The sequence below is a fragment of the Pseudomonas sp. MYb60 genome, from assembly GCF_002979555.1.
Lineage (GTDB): Bacteria > Pseudomonadota > Gammaproteobacteria > Pseudomonadales > Pseudomonadaceae > Aquipseudomonas.
In genome coordinates this window covers 58,913-78,574 of record NZ_PCOZ01000015.1, presented here as the reverse complement: position 1 = coordinate 78,574, position 19,662 = coordinate 58,913, and the positions used below count along the sequence as shown (strand labels likewise).

The window sequence follows — 19,662 nt, the reverse complement described above, 5'->3', positions numbered from 1 at the left end:
GAGCCGTTATGGACATCCTCTACCAGATCCGTGCCCGTCAAGACTCGTTCAGCGCTGGCGAAGGGCGTATCGCCAAGCTGATGCTCGAGGATGTGGGCTTTGCCGCGTCGGCCAGCCTGGAGGCGTTGTCGCAACGGGCCGAGGTCAGCACGGCCACGCTGTCGCGCTTCGCCCGCAGTGTCGGGTGTCGTGACCTGCGTGATCTGCGCTTGCAACTGGCCCAGGCCAGCGGGGTGGGCAGCCGCTTCCTGGACCCGGCGGGTTTGCCGGAACAGTCGGCGTTTCATCGGCAGATCCTCGGCGACATCGAGGCCACCCTGCGTCAGCATTTGTCGGGCTTCAGCCAATCGAGCTTCGCCGATGCGGTCCGCCTGCTGGGCAGCGCGCGGATGATCCATGCATTCGGCATGGGCGGCCCTTCGAGCCTGTGCAGCGATGAGTTACAGGTGCGCCTGGTGCGCCTGGGTTACCCGATTGCCGCGTGCCATGACCCGGTGATGATGCGCGTCACCGCCGCCACCCTGGGCGCGGAACATGCGGTGATCGTCTGTTCCTTGACGGGCCGCACGCCCGAGCTGCTGGACGTGGTGGCGCTGGCGCGCAACTACGATGCCCGCGTCATTGCCATTACCCTGTCCGACTCCCCCCTGGCCCGATTGGCGGACGTCGTGCTGCCACTGCAACCGGCCGAAACTAGCTTCATCTATAAACCCACCGCCGCGCGCTACGGCATGCTGCTGGCCATCGACCTGCTTGCCACCGAATTGGCGCTGGCCATGCCGGATGCCAACCAGGAACGCCTGCGCCGGATCAAGCTGGCACTGGACGATTATCGCGGCGGCCCTGACAGCCTGCCGCTTGGAGACTGATATGAAGTACGACACGTTGATTCGCCAGGCGCTGATCATTGACGGCACCGACACCCCGGGCTACATCGCCGACGTGGGCCTGCGCGACGGACGCATCGAGACGATCGGCGATTTGTCCGCGGCGACTGCCGCACATGAGATCGACGCCGCTGGCCGCGTGCTGGCGCCGGGTTTCATCGACGTGCACACCCACGATGACACGGTGGTGATCCGCCAGCCGCAGATGCTGCCCAAGCTCAGCCAGGGCGTGACCACGGTGATCGTCGGCAACTGCGGCATCAGCGCGTCGCCAGTGAGTCTGCGCCGTGATCCGCCGGACCCGATGAACCTGCTGGGCACGCGCGAGGCGTTCGTGTATCCGCGGTTTGCCGATTACCGTGCGGCGGTAGAGACCGCGCACCCGGCGGTCAACGTCGCGGCGTTGATCGGCCACACCGCGCTGCGCAGCAACCACATGGATGACCTGCACCGCACGGCCACGCCGGATGAAATCACCGCCATGCGCGTGCAATTGCAAGAGAGCCTCGAGGCCGGTGCGCTTGGGTTATCCACAGGCCTGGCCTACGCCAGCGCGTTCAATGCCAAGACCGACGAAGTGCTGCAACTGAGCGAGGAGCTGACGGCGTTCGGCGCGGTGTACACCACCCATTTGCGCAGTGAGTTCGAACCGGTACTGGAAGCGATGGACGAAGCCTTTCTGATCGGTCGGCATGCACAGGCGCCGGTGATCATTTCCCACCTCAAATGTGCCGGCGCCGGTAACTGGGGCCGTAGCCCGCAGCTGTTGGCATCGCTGGAGCGGGCGGCGCAAAGCCACCCTGTGGGCTGCGATTGTTATCCCTATGCGGCGAGCTCTTCGACCCTGGACCTCAAGCAGGTCACCGACGCGTTTCGTATCACCATCACCTGGTCGACGCCGCACCCGGAAGTCAGCGGGCGCGACCTGCAGGACATCGCCGCCGAGTGGGACGTTTCGCTGATGGACGCTGCACGTCGCCTGCAACCGGCGGGGGCGGTGTACTACGGGATGGATGAGGCGGATGTACGCCGCATCCTCGCGCATCCGCTGACGATGGTCGGCTCGGACGGGCTGCCGGAAGACCCGTTCCCCCATCCGCGTTTGTGGGGCGCATTCCCACGGGTGCTGGGGCATTTCAGCCGGGACGTGGGGTTGTTCCCGTTGCACACGGCGGTGCACAAGATGACCGGGCTGTCGGCCGCGCGGTTTGGCCTGCACGGGCGGGGTGAGATTCGTGAAGGGCACTGGGCCGACCTGGTGTTGTTCGACCCGTTGACGGTGCGCGATGTGGCGGATTTCAAGCAGCCCCAGCGGGCCGCGGAGGGCATTGATGCGGTGTGGGTCAACGGAGTGTTGAGCTACAGCGAGGGGCAAGCCAATGGTCAACGCCCCGGCCGTTTCCTGGCGCGCAGTGGGGATTTGCGTCGCGGATTTTCGCCACTATAGTGGGCGATCTCATCAACGGAGCGGTTGCCATGCACTTAGGAAAAGTTATCCCCATCCTGCGGATTTTCGACGAGACCAAGGCGTTGGAGTTCTACGTCGAGTTCCTCGGGTTCAAGGTGGATTGGCAGCACCGCTTCGAAGCCAATTATCCCTTGTACCTGCAGGTTTCCCTGGGCGAATGCGTGTTGCATCTGACTGAGCACCATGGCGATGCGTCACCGGGCTCGGCGGTGCGGATTCAGGCGCAAGGGGTGGACGCGTACCAGCAGCAATTGCAGGGCAAGGACTACCGTTACGCCAAGCCGGCAGTAGAGCAAACCCCCTGGGGCTCGCGGGAGATGAGTATCAAGGACCCGTTTGGGAACCGGGTGGTGTTTGTCGAGGACGTTCAAGATTAAGGGCGCAAAGGTATACCACCCCAGACCGGAGCCCGCTGCGTAGGCTGGTGGCTCCATTGGTTTTCAACAGGTCATGGGGCTATGTCTACATTGCATCACCACACACCGACGTTGACGGTCCGCGACCCCCGCGGTTTGGCCGTACGCACGGTGGCTTATCACCGGCGCAGCGTAAGGGAACGACCGCAGGCGCGGATCACGCGTCAGGTGTACGACGCTCGCGGGTTTCTGCGCCAGCAGTGGGATCCGCGCTTGTTCGCGTTGCAGGCAGGCGACCCTGAAACAGCGCCCAATGCAAAGTACTGTTACAGCCTTGCCGGGCAAGTCTTGAGCACTGACAGTGTCGATTCGGGGCAACGCAGTCATCTGCTGGGCAGTGGGGGGCAGGTGCTGGCGAATTGGGATGGGCAAGGCGCCTGGCAGCGTCAGCAATATGATGGTTTGCTGCGCCCGGTGGCGGTGTTTGAGCAGGCCGGGGATGAAGCGTCCGAACGTTGCGTCGAGCGCCTTACCTATGCGGGTATGTCCTCTGAATACGCGGCGCGCAATGCCTGTGGGCGCCTTGTCCGGCATGATGACCCGGCAGGGACGCTGCTTCATGAACATTACGATACGCGTGGGTATCTGACTGAACAGCGGCGTGCATTGCGCCAGGATGCTCAAACCCGCCACTGGCCGGAGGCCGTCGCTGAACGGGACGCGCAACTTCAGTCGCAGGCGTTCATCACCACGTGGCAGTACGACGCAATGGGGCGTGTGCTGGAACAGACCGACGCACAGGGTAACCGTCACCTGTCGCGCTATGGTGAGGACGGCGTGCTGACTCAAAGCGCGCTGGTGCTCAATAACGGCGTGCGCAAAATCTTGCTGCATCAGCGCATCTTCAATGCGCTTGGCCAAGTCACCCAGGAGCGGGCGGGCAATGGGGTGATAAGTGCGGCGCAGTATTCGCCGGTGGATGGTCGTTTGCAGCGCCTGACTACTTATCGCGAGGGCCAGGTGGATATGCCGCTGCAGGACCTGTCCTACCGTTACGACCGGGTCGGCAATCTGCTTCAGGTCAGCGACGGCGCTCAGCCGACGCGCTGGGCGAGCAATACCCAGGTGAACCCCACTTGCACCTACGCTTACGACAGCCTGTCACAATTGATCAATGCCACCGGCCGCGAAAATGCGCGGCATCAGGACCAGACGGCGTTGCCGTCGAACATGCTGTTCGGTTCGACCCAGGATGACCTTTGGCGCCATTACACCCGCGAGTATGAGTACGATGCAGGCGGTAACCTCAGCGTGATGCGGCACCTGCCCAGCACGGGCACCGGCTTTACCCAACGCATGCGTGTGGGCGTGAGCAGCAATCATGCACTGCAGGACAGCGAGCGCCTGGGGCCGGGTCTGGGAGTGGGTTTTGATCACAGCGGTAACTTGCAGGCATTGGCACGCGGTCAGGTGCTCAGCTGGAATCTGCGCAATCAACTGGTGGCAGTTACGCAGGTGCAGCGCGTCAATGGCGAGCATGACGATGAGCGTTATGTCTACGACAGTGCTGGACAGCGCATCCTCAAGCGCCGTGTGCAACGTCACGGCTCACGGGCGCACACCCATGAAGTGATCTACCTGCCCGGCCTGGAGCTGCATCGCAATCACGTCAGCGGCGAGTGGCGCAATGTGGTGGTGGCCAGGGTCGGGCGTGCGACGGTCCGAGTGTTGCAATGGCAGCGTAATCGGCCTGCGGAGCAGGAGGATCATGCGTTGCGATTCAGCGTGTGCGATCACTTGGGCAGCAGCACCCTGGAGCTGGACGAAAACGCCGCGCTGTTGACGCAGGAAGCGTTCTATCCGTTCGGCGGTACGGCTTGGAGGGCTGCCAGAAATACGGTGGAAGCCAGGTACAGGACGGTGCGTTATTCGGGCCGCGAGCGCGACGCAACGGGCCTGTATTACTACGGCCTGCGTTACTACGCGCCATGGTTATTGCGATGGGTCAGTGCCGACCCGGGCGGGGAGGTCGATGGATTGAACCTGTATGCGATGGTCGGCAACAACCCTGTAAACCTGATTGACGTCGACGGATCTCAAGCACACGCAGCCCTGCAAGCGGCGGCGTTGCTGGCCATCTTCACACTGGTTGGCTTCGGCATGGGGGAGGCGCTAGGGTTTGCCGAAGTCGGTGCGGGCGTTGGCTTCATTGCGGCTGTCGTGTTGTTTGTGGTTTCCGGGTATCAGTACGTTGAACAGGAGCGTCGCGCTCAAGTGGGCCGCGCTGCCGTTCGCCGAGCCAGGCAAGCACAGGCATCAGGCATGGCCAAGACTTATGCGCAGTGGCTGACAGATGATGAAGTGGCGGGTCTTGCCGAGTTCTTCTCAGAGCAACTGGCATCCGTCCAGTCCGCCGAGTTTGCTTTTACCATCAAGACCTCGGTGCGAGGCGGGATTTATGCCTCATTTGGTTCTGCTGATGAAATGCAGCGCGCGCAACAAGTGATTGATCATCAGCCCAACCCCGGGCGCTTCCTGAGGAAGCTCGGATATTCCTCTTACACGGTGCGTGAGCCGCCAGCCAGACGCGGATCGGGCCCCCGCCCGCTCGGCGGCGTCCCGGAGACGCAAACGCATCCCGTGACCCGAGCGACGAGTGTCGCTCACAGGCGCGCGCCCATCGCGGCTGAACAGCCCGTTGCGCCTGCGGCGGGCCCATCATCAACGCTGGCGTCGGTGTTGAATATCGATACCGACGCAATCGTCAACGAACTGCAGGCGCAGGGCGGTCAAATCATCCGCCGCGTTCTCGACGACTTGATCCAGGGCATACGCAAAATGGCCAGTGGTCACCTCTATCACGCTGCACTGAAAACCCGCAGTTTTGACTTGCCCGGCTATCGCGGTCAAACGGGACGGGGTGCGTACCGGCTTCTCGTCCAGCACCAGGGTGGCCGGCAATATCGCGCCACGGGCATTCTTAATCCGCATCGGGGCTGACCCTTGACCTGGCCGGTGCAATACCGGCCAGGTGCTCGTTGACTGTCAGAGCCCTTGAGTGTCGTTTTCATCCTCACTGACCGTGTACCAGGCCTGATAGGTTTGGCGGCAGGTGTCTGCGCCAGCAGATAAGGTACGAATAAGACGACCCAAGGGGTCATAAAACCTGTGATCAACCGAAAGAACCGCCTTGATCGATGCGTCGGTGACAAATAGCGGACGAGTGACAAAGTACGGGCGCCAGGTGCGCACCACCAGGCCCTTGTTGTTGTATTCAACGGGCGCTTCAACACGCCATCGCGCCGCACTGTGCAGGATCTGGGGTGTCTGCTCGGCATTGCGCACCGGCATTCCCCGGGCATCGATGTTGAAGGCATCGCCCGCCTGGGTTTTCTGTAGCGTTTGCACGACGCGGCTGAAACCATCAGTGAACGCCAGCGCCACGTGTACGTTTTTATCGGGTGCCGCATCCGCGCCCTGCAGATGGTCGGTTTGGAGGACGACGACGTGCACGGGGTCCCGCCTGGCCGTATCGATCAGGTGCTTGAGCTGTTGTTCAGATGCGCTCAGCACAGATTTGGTTTTCAGCCGGGCGCGGGCTGATGCGCGGATATGCCCGCTGGGCAGCAAGTAACCCTGACTGACCCAGGCCTCGTTGAGAACTGTCGGTGCAATGTGCCCCATCCAACTGAGCGACGCGTAGATGCAGGCGCTTTGGGCACTGCCCAATGTCACGTGAGGGACGTCGAGCGCTTCGGCTGGTGTGACGCCACGCAGGCGCGCGTCGATGCCCTGGACGTCGGTGCCCACGGCGTTGCCCTTTTCCTGACCCGAGAGGCCGCTGGCGCACAGTTGCCCAAATGCGGTGTAGCGCGCGAACAGGCGCGTGCGTTGAGCATCAATGAAGGTCAGGGGCAAGCCGAGCCGGTAGTCGTAGTGCACTTCGGTGCGGCAGCCGTCAGGACTTTTCAGCGCTGTGAGTCGCAAGGTGTAGGTGTCGTAGTCGAGAAGGGTGTCGCCATGGCTATGGCTCGCCTGGAAGCGTCGAACACGGTAAAACAGCTCGGGGCCCGCATAGCTGCTGAGGTTTTGCTCGACCGACCAAAGCATTGCCGGCAATTGATCCTTGTCGTCGCTTGGGAGAAATGACGTCATGCGCCGGTAGTGCTGATCCTGCAGCCATGAAGGAAGGTTCGAGACCAAACCCAACGGAAGCGTTTCATAGGCCGCCAGCGCTTGTTCATCGAGGATCGCGACCTCGGTATGGCTCATCAGCGCCTGGAAGCTGGCCTTGCCGGCAGGCAACGGTGAAGTACTACCGGGCGTGCAGTAATGATGCTGCGACAAACCACTCAGTTGGCGCCGTTGATGCAGCGGATTGTGGGCGAAGTGACTGGCGAAATGTTCATGGCTTAAATGCCCTTCGGCAAGGGCTGACTTAGCCAGTTCCAAAGTATTGTTGCGTTGGCGCCAAGGCAGGTGCAGCCGCCAGCGTTGTGGCTGGTCGAGGTGAATGTACTGGGCCCGCGATTCGCTCAGGTAGCCGATTTGTTGCGCCGGGTCGTGCGCGTCGCGCCACCATTGCTGTTCATGGGGGGCGTTGAAGGGTGGGGTGTCTGCAGCCGTAGTGCGTCTGGGGTAGTTGAACGTGATGCTGTGGACAAGTGCACCGTACTTGTCGCGGCGCAGGTTGATGACCTGATGGCAGACGGGGTCATCCGCTTGGCGCTCGTAGACACAGGTCAGCGTTTCCAATGGCATTGCGAGTGCACTCGATCGTGCTTGAGGGTGGCGCGAAGGCCTTGTCAGGCGCACCTGGTAGCGATGCTGTTGCACCGAGTAGGGAACTGCGTCTTCGGGAGGATCGGCGGTGGCGTAGGTTTCCTCGCGCAGCAGTACACCCTTCAGCGCGAGGCTCACCACGCGGCGTTCGGCGGCGTTAAGTGGAACGTGGCGCAGATCCAGGCCGCTTGCTTCGTCCCAGTAGGTGGTCAGAGCCGATTTGAGCGTGGGCGCCTGCGCGTCGCCTCTGAAAAAGTCGGCTGTGGGCCCGCCCGGTTTCGCGGTGTAAAACCAGCGCTTGGTCACTTGAGCCGCCGGGTCGGTTGCCGATAAGGGGTCGACGCGGGGCGTGCTGTCGGTTTCCAATAAATGCGCAAATCCGACAAATTGACGTTCATCAGAATCGTAGAAGCCTTCACGGTATTGCCAGTGACGGGACAGCAGGTTGCCGCTGACCTGATCCTGCTGGACATGCCCAACGACCACCGGCAGCGGGAACGGCAGCCCGCTGGACACGCTCTGGCCCGATAGCGAGCGTTGCTGTTTTTCGTCCAGCCATTCCTGGGCACTGCTGCGGTACTCAATTTTTGCCAGCAGCCCCATATTATTGGCCAGCCCGGTTAGCAGGTAGGGCTTTTGCGGGGTGAAGTCATATCGCCAATGCTGTGGCGTCATGTGCGGCACGGTCAGCACCAGGCTGGCACAGCCAAGGCCTTGTAGATCGGCGAAGCTTACCTGGCACGTGGCGTCGTGGCGCACGCCGTCGGGCCAGGGCAGTTTGATGGGCGTCGGTTCAAGGCCCTGGCCGTTGCGGTTCATGAAGATCAGCAGGTGTTCGGTGTCAACATACAGCAGGTCGACAGCCCCGCATCCCTTGAGGTCCGCCAGGCGTACATTGGCCGCATCAAAGTGCTCGTGTGCAAACGGCAAGTTGGCCCACACAAACCCCTTGCCGAAGCGGCCCCGGCCCAGGTTCGGCCAGCATTTGAGTTCGTCGTGGCGAATGCGTACCAAGTGTTGTTGCCCGCTGCCGAGTACATCGCAGAAGGCCACCCGCTCACTGGGTCCATTGCTTGGCAGGGGAAGGCTATCGTCCAGCGCAGCGTGAGGCACTTCCAGGGCCGGGCCGAACCCCTGAGTTTGACGGTTGGCATATAGGCGCACGCTCCGGCTGCCGATCAAGGCCAGATCGTAGAGGCCCGCCCCCATCAGGTCGGCCAGTTGGCCCTGAGGGTGGAAGAACTCCAGCGGCAGCGCGGCGAAGGGCGTAAAGCTCGACCATTCGCGGCGGTCGTCGAGGGTAAAGGTGCCGCTGAGGCCTGGTTGGGTCGTGACCCAATCCAGGCGTCCATTGCCGTCCATGTCCACCAGAGCCTGATGGGCACCGGGGCCATTGACCGGTATTCGCTCGAGTGGTTTCCAGGAGCCGTACGTCACGGCATTGCCATCGTGGGCTGAGACGCCCCGTTGTGGTTCGCGGTAGTACCAGCTCTTGGCGTCGCGCAGCAGGATGCCAGGTAAACCATCATTGTAGAGGTCTACCAATTGATAGCGCTGGCCGTCGTTGAGCCCGGCCATCGCAGCAAAAGACTGGTAGCGCCGGCTGTCTGCGAGCAGCTTGAATGAGCGGTACGACAACTCCAGTGGAGGACAGGAAAATTGGGCGCCGTCAGCGTCATAGGCGTGTTGATGGATGGCGCGCAGTTGGCAACCTGCCAGCCTGCCGCTGGTGTATTCCAGCAGCATGCGCCGGGTCAGCACGGGCACCTCTCCCATACCGGCCTCGGCCGGGAAAAAGTGATACATCAGGATTTGCCGGCACAGGCGCCGTGTGCCCAACTCGAAACCGAAGGCATAGTTTGAGAAGGCATCGTTGCGCACAGTCCACGACTGTTCTTCGTTGTAGGTGGGCGCCAGGTTCAGCTCGGCGGTACGTTCCCCGTAGTCCAATAGCATCTGGAAATGCCACTGCTCGCCGCTCGGCTCGGTTCCTTCCCACAACGACAGGTGCGCGCGCGGCGTCAGGTTGGCGTAGTAGACGCGTGCCAGGTAGGACTGGGCGCGATAGTCATGTGGGGCGGTCGGTGCCTGATCTTCCTTTTTGTAGTGGTAGTAAATCTGCTCACCCAGCGGGTTGAGGCTTTCCTGCAGCAACCACTGCGCAACCTGTTCCGGCCGCTGCGGGTCGCCAATACGGGCACTGGCAGTCCTGCCGTAAAGGTGCACGCAACCGTCTGCACTCTGGACCAGCCAGAACCCGGCGATATCCACCGGGTTTGACCAATGTTCTATCCGGCCATGGTCACTCTCTATCACCGGCACGTAGCGAACCACCCGGTATGTCTGAGTCAACTTCAGGTCGTTGAAGTGATCCCAGGATGTGCTGTGCAGGCGGCCTTGGGGATCGCGCTCAGGAATCAGTTCCACGCCGGTGGGACCGACGTACACGTCATCTTCGCCATAGGACGGGACACCCCTGCGCGTATCTCGCCCGATGCTTGCACAGGAAATATCCCAGCCACGGCCGAAGGCGCTGTTACCTCGGCTGCTGCGATAGCTCAGGCTCAGCGCCGGATCAAAGCCGCGTCCGGCAGACAGCGGGAGTGGCACGTCCAGGCGGGCTTCGCCCGTCATGCCGACCTGCCCCCATTGGAGTCCAGGGCCCTGCAATGCGCCGCCGGTCTGGGGCAGGGTGGGCAGCCGAGGGGCCGCGTGGGAGGTCTGCTCGGCACTCATGAAAGGCCTCCGCCGTTTTTGGCGGTGTAGCGCAGGTGCACGATGATGTCAGTCAGGGCTTCCAGCACGTCGGCCTGACGTGTCGGATTGGGAAACGACAACTGCCAGGACGACACCGCGCCTGTGTATTCGAACGGCAGATAACGTTCGTCCTGCTCGAAATTCAAGGTAAACAGGCCGCTGTCGTTGAGTCCGCTGGACAGCGCCACTTCCTGGCGCACGCGCAGGTCTTTGAGCACATTGTTCGCATCATCGCCCTCTCCGGGCGACAGCCAGGTGGAATGCGCGGTCTGGCTCAAGATCGCACGGATATCTTCGTAGGGCCCCAGGGTGGTAGGCAGGGACACGCTGACGCTCTTGATCCTGCGCAAGTAATGGTTCGGATAATCCTCGTCGAGTAGCGCGCGGGTCAGTTCAAAGCGCAGCGTTCCACCGCTGACCAAGGCGGCTTTCATCGTCGGCCAGTTCTGGTCATAGGTAGACAGCGGGTCCTGGTCGTGCAGATGGCGCAATGAAAATGTCTTGGTGATTTCCAGACTGCGCTCATCTAGATCAATGTACGCGCTGTCCATGGCCAGCAGATTGGCCTTAAGTGTTTCCCCGGCGCTCAGGCCTCGGCATTGCGGATTCCAGGGTGAGGAGTGAATGAAGGTTTTGTGCCATTGCGCGCGCTCATGCCGCCAACTGGCCTCGGCGTTCAGGCAAAGTGTCAGCGTTGCGTCATACGCTTGGTTATAGACGCTGGTGAGCTGGGTTTTGAGCCAGTCGTAGAGCTGTTCCTTGGCGAAGCGTTTGCCAAGGACTTCGTACAAGGTGCGAGTCTGCTCCAGCGTAGTCTGTGCCAAGTGCAACTGCAGGCGCGTCTGCTCCTGCTGCTGGCTGAACGCGGCGAGTTGGGCGTCGACGTGTGCCAACTCCAGGCGCGCCTGTTCCAGTGCATGTGTCCATTCCTGAGCGCGCCTGCCGAACTGCTCCGCGCGGTCCAGGTGCTGGGCGGTGACGCGCTGTTCATTGGCCACGCCTTGAGCGGCGGCTTGCAGGGCGACAAACGCGCCTTCGTAGCGGATGCCACCGTTGGACGTACCAAAAATGTTGGGGAGCAGCATGGCAAGCCCGCTACCGGCTTGTGCGGCGAAGGCGGCCGCGTCCCACTTGCCGGCATCTTGAAGGCGCTGGCCGGCTTGGGCCTCGCTGGAGGAGATACCCTGACGGAGCAGGGTCTGGTAGAAGCGCTGGCGGTCTTCAACAAGCTGGCGACCAGCCTGCAAGGCGTGTTGGGCCTTGAGGTCCATGTGCATGGCTTGGGTTTGCTGTTCTATGGCAATTGCCGCCAGGTTCAGGGCCTGAAACTGCTGGGTTTCGAGGAAATGCGCCTGTTCCTTTCGCTCATAAAGCGCCAATAACGCCGCGCCCAGTTGGGACAGGTTATCGACGGCCCGCAAGGCGTGGCCGAGCACTACCTGAAAACGATAGTGGCCTACGTGTGCCCGTTTCAACAACGCGCGCGGGCCGTTGGTGGCGAGGCCCTGAGCGTACGCGGCCACCAGGGTGTGCGGTGCCAACAGGGCCGCGTAGAGTGGCAGGTTCAGGGGCTTGCCGCTCAGGTCGAGGTGATGCCGCAGGTTATGCAGGCGACTCTCGATCCGGTCCCACCGGGCCAACAGGGTGGCGCTCACTGTGCGGCACCCGTAAGTGCTGTCCGGGCTGAGCGCCGAGGCGGGCTTTTGGTCCTGGGCAAGACTTGCCAGTGTCCTTTGGGTCCAGGGCTCCACCGCGTTGATCGGGGGTCTGGGTCCCAACAGGTTTTTGGCTCGCACATACCAAAGCTTGGCCTCATTGAGCCCGTCACGGGTCATTTGGCGATAGGCGCTGTCTCCCGCGTTGTGCAGGATGTCCACGTACAGTAAATACAGTGCTTGACGCAGGTACACAGGTTTACTGAGCGCGAGCTGATGGGGGTCATGGGGCAACAGGGCGGCATAACTCGGATCGGCCTGGTCAGGCACCAAGGCGGGTACGCGCCAATGGGCCGGGAGGCCGGTGGGCGGGTCAGCCTTGCGCAGCGGATCGAATAGGTAGCGTACCCAGGTATGCGCCTGTTCATGCTGTTGTTCCTGGTCAAGACGATGGGCCAGCAGCCACGGCAGGTAAACGAACAGCTCCCAATATGACTTGCCGTGGGCACCATGGAAGTCCAGTGCGCTGCTGGGTTGCCCGTCTCCCAGGGGCGGTTCTCGCCAGGTACTCAGGGGCATGTCAAACAATGCACTGAGGCTGACATTGGCATGTTTAGCCAGCAGGTAGGCAATCGAGGTATTGGTGCGTATCGCACTCAACGTGCGCGAACCAGGCTCGACACTGGTAGCACTGAACTGGATAAATTCGGCGCTCCCCTGAGCGTTGGATAGATAGCGTCGGATGCCTGGGGCCTCGGGGATCGCGGGCTTGTTTTGGCGCAGGTCGAGGCTGAATGTTGCAGCTTTCAAGGCGTAACCCAGGACCACGACGTCGGTGTGATACACATCGGCTTCCAGAATCAGCACGCCGTATATCAAGGTCAGGGTACTGGTGCGGCCCTGGCCAAGTTCGCCCAGCGGTCGCAGTGTGTCGGGGTTCAGGTCGATTTGCGCGCGATGGGTATGCGCGGCGCCAAGCTCACGCTCACTGGCGTGCAAGACGCGCCGTGAGCGCTCCGCCATCCCCACCAGGAACGTGTTGGCGCGGTTGGGGCTCGACGGGGTGGGGTTGTCGGCGTTAAGCGGGTGCATGACCACGGGACGGTACATGCGTTGGCGTTGGGTGGTTCGCAAGGTGTCGATGACGACGGTGTTCAGCAGGCGGGTGCAGGAGAGGTCATAGACACTCAGGGTCACGGTGTAGTCGCAGTGACGATTATTGAAGTAATAGTCGAACGCTTCTGCGTCGACGTTCGCTTGGTCGAGGCTGAGAACGATCCCATCGCTAGGCCTGTTCCCCTGCGACGCAGCAGGCCACGCCAGATACGGTGTGGCCGATTCACGTCGGATGAAATCCTCGTAAATGATGTTTGTCCGGTTACACAGCACCTTGAGTTTGATCAGGTTGTCGGGCAATGCCAGTAAGAAAGGTGCGTGAAACTCTATCGACGAGTGTGCGTCCAGCGTGAGGCTGCCTAGTGTGTTCGGTTCACTGGTACTGAGGGTTATCTTCAACCGGGTCGAGGATTGTCCGTTTTCGAAGATGACGGTCCGGTGGTGGGTGAATTCCTGCGCCAGTCTTACGTTGACCTCCAGCTGCGAGGTGGTGACGTTGAGCAGCACACCTGTCTTTGGGTCGAGCTCCAGTACCCTGGCCTGGGTCCCTTCAAAATCCCATTGGCGGGTGCCCGTATGGGGAGCCTGATGGGAGATGGGACTGACGTGCTGCTGCCCGGTCTGAGGCAGCATGAATTGAAAGTTCGTGTGGTTGTGCTGGCAGAACAGGGCCCAGCACCGCTCTGTCAGTTTGGCGTCAGCATCATCAAAGGCCCGGGCCCACGGACCGCCTTTGGAAAACAGCGTCTGTACCGTCAGATGCTGGTCGAGACGCGCCGCTTCGAGGAACAGTGCCGTAGATGGAGCCGCGCTGGAGGGGCTGTGGTGATTGAGGCCTGCGCTCAGGCTCAGGAACAACGTGGGAGGTGTGGTCTGCGCATTCAGGGCGGCAATGGTGCGGATCGCGTTTTTCAGATTGTCCTGATTGAGGTCGTACAAGGCTTTCATGACGCAGTATTCCTGGATACAGGCCTGAGGCACGCTCCAACTGCCGTCGAATTTCTTGTAGGAATAATTTAATCGCAGTTGCAGGTAATGGCTTTTCAGGCGTTGCTCAAGTCGCTGCTGGTAAGCCTGCGTCGACTCGTCGTCGGCCTGGGTTTCAAAGGCCACCGTGTCAGCGAAAGAACTGACAGGCCGCAGGCACTGCGCCCAAATGACGAACAGGCGACCATTGAAAAGCACCGGCCTGATAGTGTGCTCCGGCACATCCTCGCTGATCGAGAGGGGTATTTTTTGCCAGTCGCTCCAGGCCGTCGGGCAAGGCCGGTGATGTTGTGCATCGCCCACTGATGCGCGTTCCCGCATGTCCAGCGAGCGCCAATAGTAGGAGTTTTCAGAGCTGGATTTGCCGACAAAATAATACACGCTGCGAGTCAGGTGATCGTTGTCACCGTCGATGTAGCCGTTGAGGGTTTTCAGATTGGCCAGTTCTTCGAACCGGTTGAGGTAGGCCTGCACGGCGCTCAGTACATCGTCGGCTTGCAGTTGGGTTTGATTGAGGTCTTGCTCCAACTGTTTGAAGCTTGCACTTTTACCTTGGCGCAGGGCAGGGTCGAGGAAGCTGACCGGGTCGTTGTGCACTTGCTGGTGTGCGCGCCACAGCGAGTAGGACTGCAGACGGTCACGCCACTGGGCTTCGTCGGCCGCACTGGGGCCGCGCGTTTCATACCCGGGCTCCAGCCCTTGGAGCAGGTTGTGCAGGTACTGCTGCACACTGGCAATTGCGCAGGCAATGCGGGTGGTGGTAACGACCGGGCTGACGTGCGGGTCCAGCAGCCAATGGGTGTAGAGATGGTCTGCGGTTACCGGCGCGTGGTTGGAACGGTTGAGGGGCATGACCTTGGCCAGGTAGAACGCCACCATTGCGTCGCGCTGACGTTCAGCAAGAATTTGATTGAGTGCAGGAGACATGGTCATTCCTTGAGCCTGTCGAGAGAAACGGAGTTATTGAGCGGCGGCGATCAGGGCGCCTGCCACTTGATCCCAGGCGTTGCTGGAGACCTGGCCACTCAGGTCGGTGGCCAAGAGCAGGGTGCTGGCTGAGAGGCCGGTGGCCCGGGCGTTTTCCTGGCAGCGCATCAGCCAGTCCAGGTGTGCCACGGTGCAGGCTTCGCGCGTGGGGGTGCGCTGTATCAATACGTCGACTTCGCTGGCGGCCCAGCCGAGCAGGGCTGCCAAGCGATCGGTCGCCTGGGGCCGAAGGTCAGCGTCAGCAGCGCTGATGGCGGCTTTATTGGCCAGATGCAGATAGTCGAGCAAGGCCTCTTCGTCGAGGCCATAGGTTCTGCGCGCGTGCTGGAAACGTTGCAACAGGTACAGCGTTTTCACGCTCAAAGGCAGCGGCGCGCCAGCTTTCAAGTCGCTGTCCAGCCAATGCGGGTTGAGCAGAAAACGATGCAACACGTCCCGCCCCACGGGCAGCTCCAGCAGGGTTTCGGCGTCGGGCAGCATCAGCATCAAGGTGCCAAGCAGTGGGCCAGGTGTTGCGGCTTCGCTGGCCTGGGCGAGCAGGCGCGACGTGTGCTTGAGCAACAGGCTCAGAAGCTCGGGGTCATAGGACGAAGCCGAATCATTGAACAGCGCAGCGAACTTTGCCTTGAGGGGACTCAACTGTTGATAGAACTCAGCCAGCTTTTTGTTCAATGCCGTCTTGGCGTCATGCTTGAGCTCCGCGTCGGTGTTGGGGTCGAGGCTCAGGACGAGGCTGTCAAGCTGGTTGACCATGCGTGCAGGCATTTCACGCGGAATTTTATTTTCTGGAAGCTGGGGATAACTGTGGAGCAAGCCCTTAACGATAAAGGCGTGCCAGCGGATGGGTGACTTCGCGGTTTGAGGTTCGGGTTGCGGCAGTTGCAGGTCCTCGATGTCTGACGGCATGAGCAGGCCACTGCCGATCAGCTCCACCAGTGAGTGAAGGTGTTCTAGCCTGATTCGCACCTTCGGCGTCTGTGCGTGGTCATCCATGAGCAAACGCCGGCGCAGATCTGCCACCGACTGCTGGCTGTGTTTGAGCCAACGGGTCAGCCAGTCCATTTGCATGAGTACGTCCAGCAGGTCTGGCGGAGCATTCGAACCACTATCGCGCAGGGTCGGCGCGACCAACTGACGGGTGTAGGCTTCGCCAGCCAGTAAGTGCGCGACAAAATGGCTGTCGCGTATCGACAGATTGAACAGCGCAGCGATGCGCGCCTGGCGGTACAGCGAAGAAAGCACTGTCAGGGTCGCAGGGGCGCCCGGCAGGTAGTGATTTGCTTGAGTGATCAGCCACTGCAAGGCGTCGGGCGCATCCTGAACGTGCAACCCGGCGCACAACCATTGTCGAAGTGAGGCCTGCTCTGGGTCATCGACTGTCAGCGTCAGAGGCGTGCGGCTATCGAGTAGAGGTGCAGTGACCAGTTCGGATACGTTGAACACCAGATCGTAAAGCGATAAACGATGACTCGGTGCGTCTGTCGGCAGTTCGTGCAGGATCGCCGCGAATGCCTCGATGGGCAGTCCATGGTGTCGATCCAGGTAGCGCCAGACACCGAGTGCCCGCAGGCTGTTGGGAGTGATCGCAAACTCCCCGTCGCCGGGTTGTTCCCGTTGCATGACACTCCATAACAGGGTGTCCAGTTCATCGAACGGCACTTGCAACCAGCGCTGTAGGCGGATCATCCGGTGCAGGCGCTCGAAACGGTTGAACGAGGTATTGAGCAGGCGAACCCCGGCACTCGGTGGCGAGCTAAAGTCCAGTTGGCCCTCAGGCTGAGCGTGGCCGTTGACATAGCGCGCGCCGAGTAGAACTGAGCCGTTGGCGATGTTGTGTGACCGTCGAGGCAGATACTGCCCGCGCGCGATGAGTGCCTGGGCTTGGTCCGTCGATAATTGCGTGTGCGCCAGCCAAGTCTTGAGGGGGTGCAAAGCGCTTTCTTCGGCGCCATAGAATTGTCTGAAAAAACCGGCGCGCTGTGGCGACCCCCTTGTGTGCGGCCCCTCAAAGGAGGCTGTCAGCAAAGCCTGCTGAGACGGGCTGAGCCCCGACAGCAGCAACTGCGCCTCCTTGGCTTCCTGCAAGACCACGCCGTATTTATTCTGGGCATTTTGGCTGAGCGGTAGCGTCAAACTGATGCGGTAGTTGAGTTCGCCCAGGACAGGCTTGTCGGCAACCAGGCACAACTGACATTGCAGGTGAGCCCGATCGAAAGGCAGCAAGTATGGATAATAGTGGTGCTTGAGCGCTTCATTGATCGACAGCCCTTTGAATGCATCGGGGGCCGTTGCCAAGTGGTTTTCCAGCTGATGGGTCAGGGTTTCATTGAGTATCGACAGTTGGGAAACCAGCGCAGTGAGGCTTTGGGCATCAATCTGCATCGTCTTGAGGTCGGGCCGCCGACTGTCGAGGGTCACTTTATCCCGATCGCCCTTGCCGCTGGACTCCAGGCTCAAGGCGAACTGATAGAGCGTGTGCAGATAGGCGACCGGGCCGTCGATTGCCGCGATGGAAGACGGTGTACACAGACTGTTCCAGTCTTCCTCGAACAAAGTGGTATAGGCGGTGCCATGGCCCGAGTCGTCGCGGGTCGGGTCGGTGAGTGTGAGTGGTTGCTTTGAAGAAGGGGGCTGTTGCAGCTCCATAGTGCTGGATCTCCTGAATATCCGCAGCCATTGCCGAGGCGTAGCTCACGCTAGCATGGGCAATACTGGGCGCTCGGTCGGCCAGGAGGACTGTGCCGCTCGGGAGAGTTCGACAGGTATGGGGGGAAAAGCGACAGGCCTGCGAACGAGGCCTGTCGGTATGAACGGGTGAGTATTACACCCGGAAGTGGCTGACCATCTGCTGCAACTGGCTGCCCAGGCGCGCCAGCTCAACGCTGGATTTAGCCGTCTCGTCACTGGCCGTAGCCGTTTGCTCCGACACATCGCGCACATTCACGATACTGCGGCTGATCTCTTCGGCGACGGCGCTTTGTTGCTCTGCCGCCGCTGCAATCTGCTGGTTCATCGACTGGATATTCGACACGGTACGGGTGATGTTTTCCAGTGAGGTCCCGGCCTTGCGTGTCAGCTCGACGCTGCTGTCGGTGAGGCTGCGGCTGTTGTTCATCACATTGGCCACTTGCTGGGTGCCATTTTGCAGACCGGCCACCAGGCCTTCGATTTCTTCGGTGGATTTCTGCGTACGCTGGGCCAGGCCGCGCACTTCATCGGCCACCACGGCAAACCCGCGACCGGCTTCACCGGCACGTGCTGCTTCGATGGCCGCGTTGAGGGCCAGCAAGTTGGTCTGCTCGGCCACGGCCTTGATCACGTCCATCACGCTGCCGATCTTGTTGCTCTCTTGTTGCAGGTGGCTCATCGCGTCGGTGGAGCGCGCCACTTCAGCGGCCAGACGCTCGATCTGGGCGATGGCTTCGGCGACCACTTTGTCACCGGCGCGGGCTTGGCCGTCGGCGTCGGCAGCGGCCTGGGAGGCCTGCTCGGCGTTGCGCGCCACTTCCTGCACGGTGGCGGTCATTTCGTGCATCGCGGTGGCGACCTGATCGGTTTCGATCTTCTGGCTGTTCACGCCGGCGCTGGTCTGCTCGGTCACGGCCGACAGCTCTTCGGCGGCGCTGGCGATCTGCGTCACGCCATCGCGAATACCGCTGATCAATTCACGCAAGGTGGTGCCCATGCGCTGGATGCCTTGTTGCAACACGCCCAGTTCATCGCGACGCGTGACCTGAATGTTATGGCTCAAATCGCCGGAGGCAATGCGTTCCACCACGGCCAGGGTTTCCTGGATCGGGCGGGTGATCTGGCGCGTGATGACCCAGGCAGCGATGACACCCACCAGCAGCGCCAGCAAGGTGCTGATCAATTGCAGGCTGCGGGCCTGGGCGCTTTCGGCGTCGCGGCGTTCAAGCTGGATTTCGTAAAGCTTGTCGCTGATGGTGACGATGTCGGCACCCTGGGTGGTCATTTCGGCGCGGGCGGCAACGATGTTGGCGTTGGCGGCTTTGTAGTTCTGCACGGCCGTGCGGTAGGCACCCAGTGCCGATTCCAGCGCAGTCAGTGCGCTTTGCTGGCTGGTGCCGAAGGCGGCGCTGAGTTTTTTCAATCCATCGATGGTTTTTTCGATTTGTGCGGCAGCGCGGGCTTCAGTGTCCGGGCTGACGTTGCCGGTGTAACCGCGCACTTCGTAGCGCGCCAGCTGGAATTGCATCTTGGCGTCAGCCACGGCCTGGAACTGGGCCAGGTGCTCGGCACTGTCAGGCATTTGCTTCACGCTGTTTTCCAGCGCGTCAATCTGAGCGTTGGCGATGTCAGCCTTGTCGCCCATCAACAGGCGCGAGGCATTGCCGTTGCGGTAGGCCTCACGCATTTTGTTCAGTGATTGCTGGTAAGCACCGATGACCGCTTTCTGCTCGTTGAGCAGCTTCAGGTTCTCCGGGCTCTTGAAGGTGTCCAGCAGTTTTTGTTGCTGGGCCGCGAAGGCATCCAGGTTGGTCTGTACGTTCTGCGCCACGGCTTCGTCGCCGTTGGCGAGCATGTACTGCAGGCGCACGATGCGCAGTTTGGTCAGCGACGCGTTGAGCTGGGTGATATCGCTCATCCAGTTGCTGCGATCGATCAGGCCGCCCAGGCTGGTCCAGCCGGTGAGGGCCAGGATTGAA

8 protein-coding genes and 1 pseudogene are annotated in these 19,662 nt (G+C 61.3%); 4 read left to right on the top strand and 5 right to left on the bottom strand.

The features are described from left to right. Positions 1 to 8: 8 nt before the first annotated feature. The 4 genes from CQ041_RS21150 (at position 9) to CQ041_RS21135 (ending at position 5,711) form a co-directional block, all read left to right on the top strand. Positions 9 to 869, top strand: a complete 861-nt coding sequence (locus CQ041_RS21150; protein ID WP_105524271.1) for a MurR/RpiR family transcriptional regulator — start codon at positions 9 to 11, stop codon at positions 867 to 869. Between the two features lies 1 nt (position 870). Beyond that, entirely contained in the window at positions 871 to 2,334 is a 1,464-nt protein-coding gene (locus CQ041_RS21145; RefSeq protein ID WP_105524270.1) for an amidohydrolase family protein, read from the top strand. A gap of 29 nt (positions 2,335 to 2,363) precedes the next feature. Then, on the top strand, positions 2,364 to 2,732 hold the full coding sequence (locus CQ041_RS21140; protein ID WP_105524269.1) for a glyoxalase superfamily protein: 369 nt from the start codon (positions 2,364 to 2,366) through the stop codon (positions 2,730 to 2,732). Positions 2,733 to 2,984: 252 nt separating this feature from the next. Then, entirely contained in the window at positions 2,985 to 5,711 is a 2,727-nt protein-coding gene (locus tag CQ041_RS21135) for an RHS repeat domain-containing protein (protein ID WP_256586849.1), read from the top strand. A gap of 45 nt (positions 5,712 to 5,756) precedes the next feature. Here the strand turns inward: CQ041_RS21135 and CQ041_RS21130 are convergent, their stop codons facing one another. The 5 genes and pseudogenes from CQ041_RS21130 to CQ041_RS26910 form a co-directional block, all read right to left on the bottom strand. Then, positions 5,757 to 10,229: a SpvB/TcaC N-terminal domain-containing protein gene (locus CQ041_RS21130; protein ID WP_105524267.1), complete on the bottom strand. Its 4,473-nt coding sequence runs from the start codon at positions 10,227 to 10,229 to the stop codon at positions 5,757 to 5,759. Continuing rightward, complete coding sequence (locus CQ041_RS21125; RefSeq protein WP_105524266.1) at positions 10,226 to 14,935, bottom strand: neuraminidase-like domain-containing protein; 4,710 nt, start codon at positions 14,933 to 14,935, stop codon at positions 10,226 to 10,228. The genes CQ041_RS21130 and CQ041_RS21125 overlap by 4 nt, the downstream gene beginning before the upstream one ends. A 33-nt stretch (positions 14,936 to 14,968) precedes the next feature. Beyond that, the gene (locus CQ041_RS21120; protein WP_105524265.1) at positions 14,969 to 17,641 is read right to left on the bottom strand and encodes a Tc toxin subunit A; all 2,673 of its coding nucleotides are present in this window, start codon (positions 17,639 to 17,641) and stop codon (positions 14,969 to 14,971) included. 175 nt (positions 17,642 to 17,816) lie between these two features. Further along, positions 17,817 to 18,521: a methyl-accepting chemotaxis protein gene (locus tag CQ041_RS26915; RefSeq protein ID WP_371923031.1), complete on the bottom strand. Its 705-nt coding sequence runs from the start codon at positions 18,519 to 18,521 to the stop codon at positions 17,817 to 17,819. Positions 18,522 to 18,719: 198 nt separating this feature from the next. After that, positions 18,720 to 19,601 (bottom strand): annotated as a pseudogene (locus CQ041_RS26910) (methyl-accepting chemotaxis protein); the annotation flags it as partial. Positions 19,602 to 19,662: the final 61 nt, after the last annotated feature.

Bases quoted from the DNA above. Each gene is read 5' to 3' on its own strand.
- CQ041_RS21150 (WP_105524271.1), top strand. From the start codon at position 9: ATGGACATCCTCTACCAGATCCGTGCCCGTCAAGACTCGTTCAGCGCT.
- CQ041_RS21145 (WP_105524270.1), top strand. From the start codon at position 871: ATGAAGTACGACACGTTGATTCGCCAGGCGCTGATCATTGACGGCACC.
- CQ041_RS21140 (WP_105524269.1), top strand. From the start codon at position 2,364: ATGCACTTAGGAAAAGTTATCCCCATCCTGCGGATTTTCGACGAGACC.
- CQ041_RS21130 (WP_105524267.1), bottom strand. From the start codon at position 10,229: ATGAGTGCCGAGCAGACCTCCCACGCGGCCCCTCGGCTGCCCACCCTG.
- CQ041_RS21125 (WP_105524266.1), bottom strand. From the start codon at position 14,935: ATGTCTCCTGCACTCAATCAAATTCTTGCTGAACGTCAGCGCGACGCA.
- CQ041_RS21120 (WP_105524265.1), bottom strand. From the start codon at position 17,641: ATGGAGCTGCAACAGCCCCCTTCTTCAAAGCAACCACTCACACTCACC.
- CQ041_RS26915 (WP_371923031.1), bottom strand. From the start codon at position 18,521: ATGACCGCCACCGTGCAGGAAGTGGCGCGCAACGCCGAGCAGGCCTCC.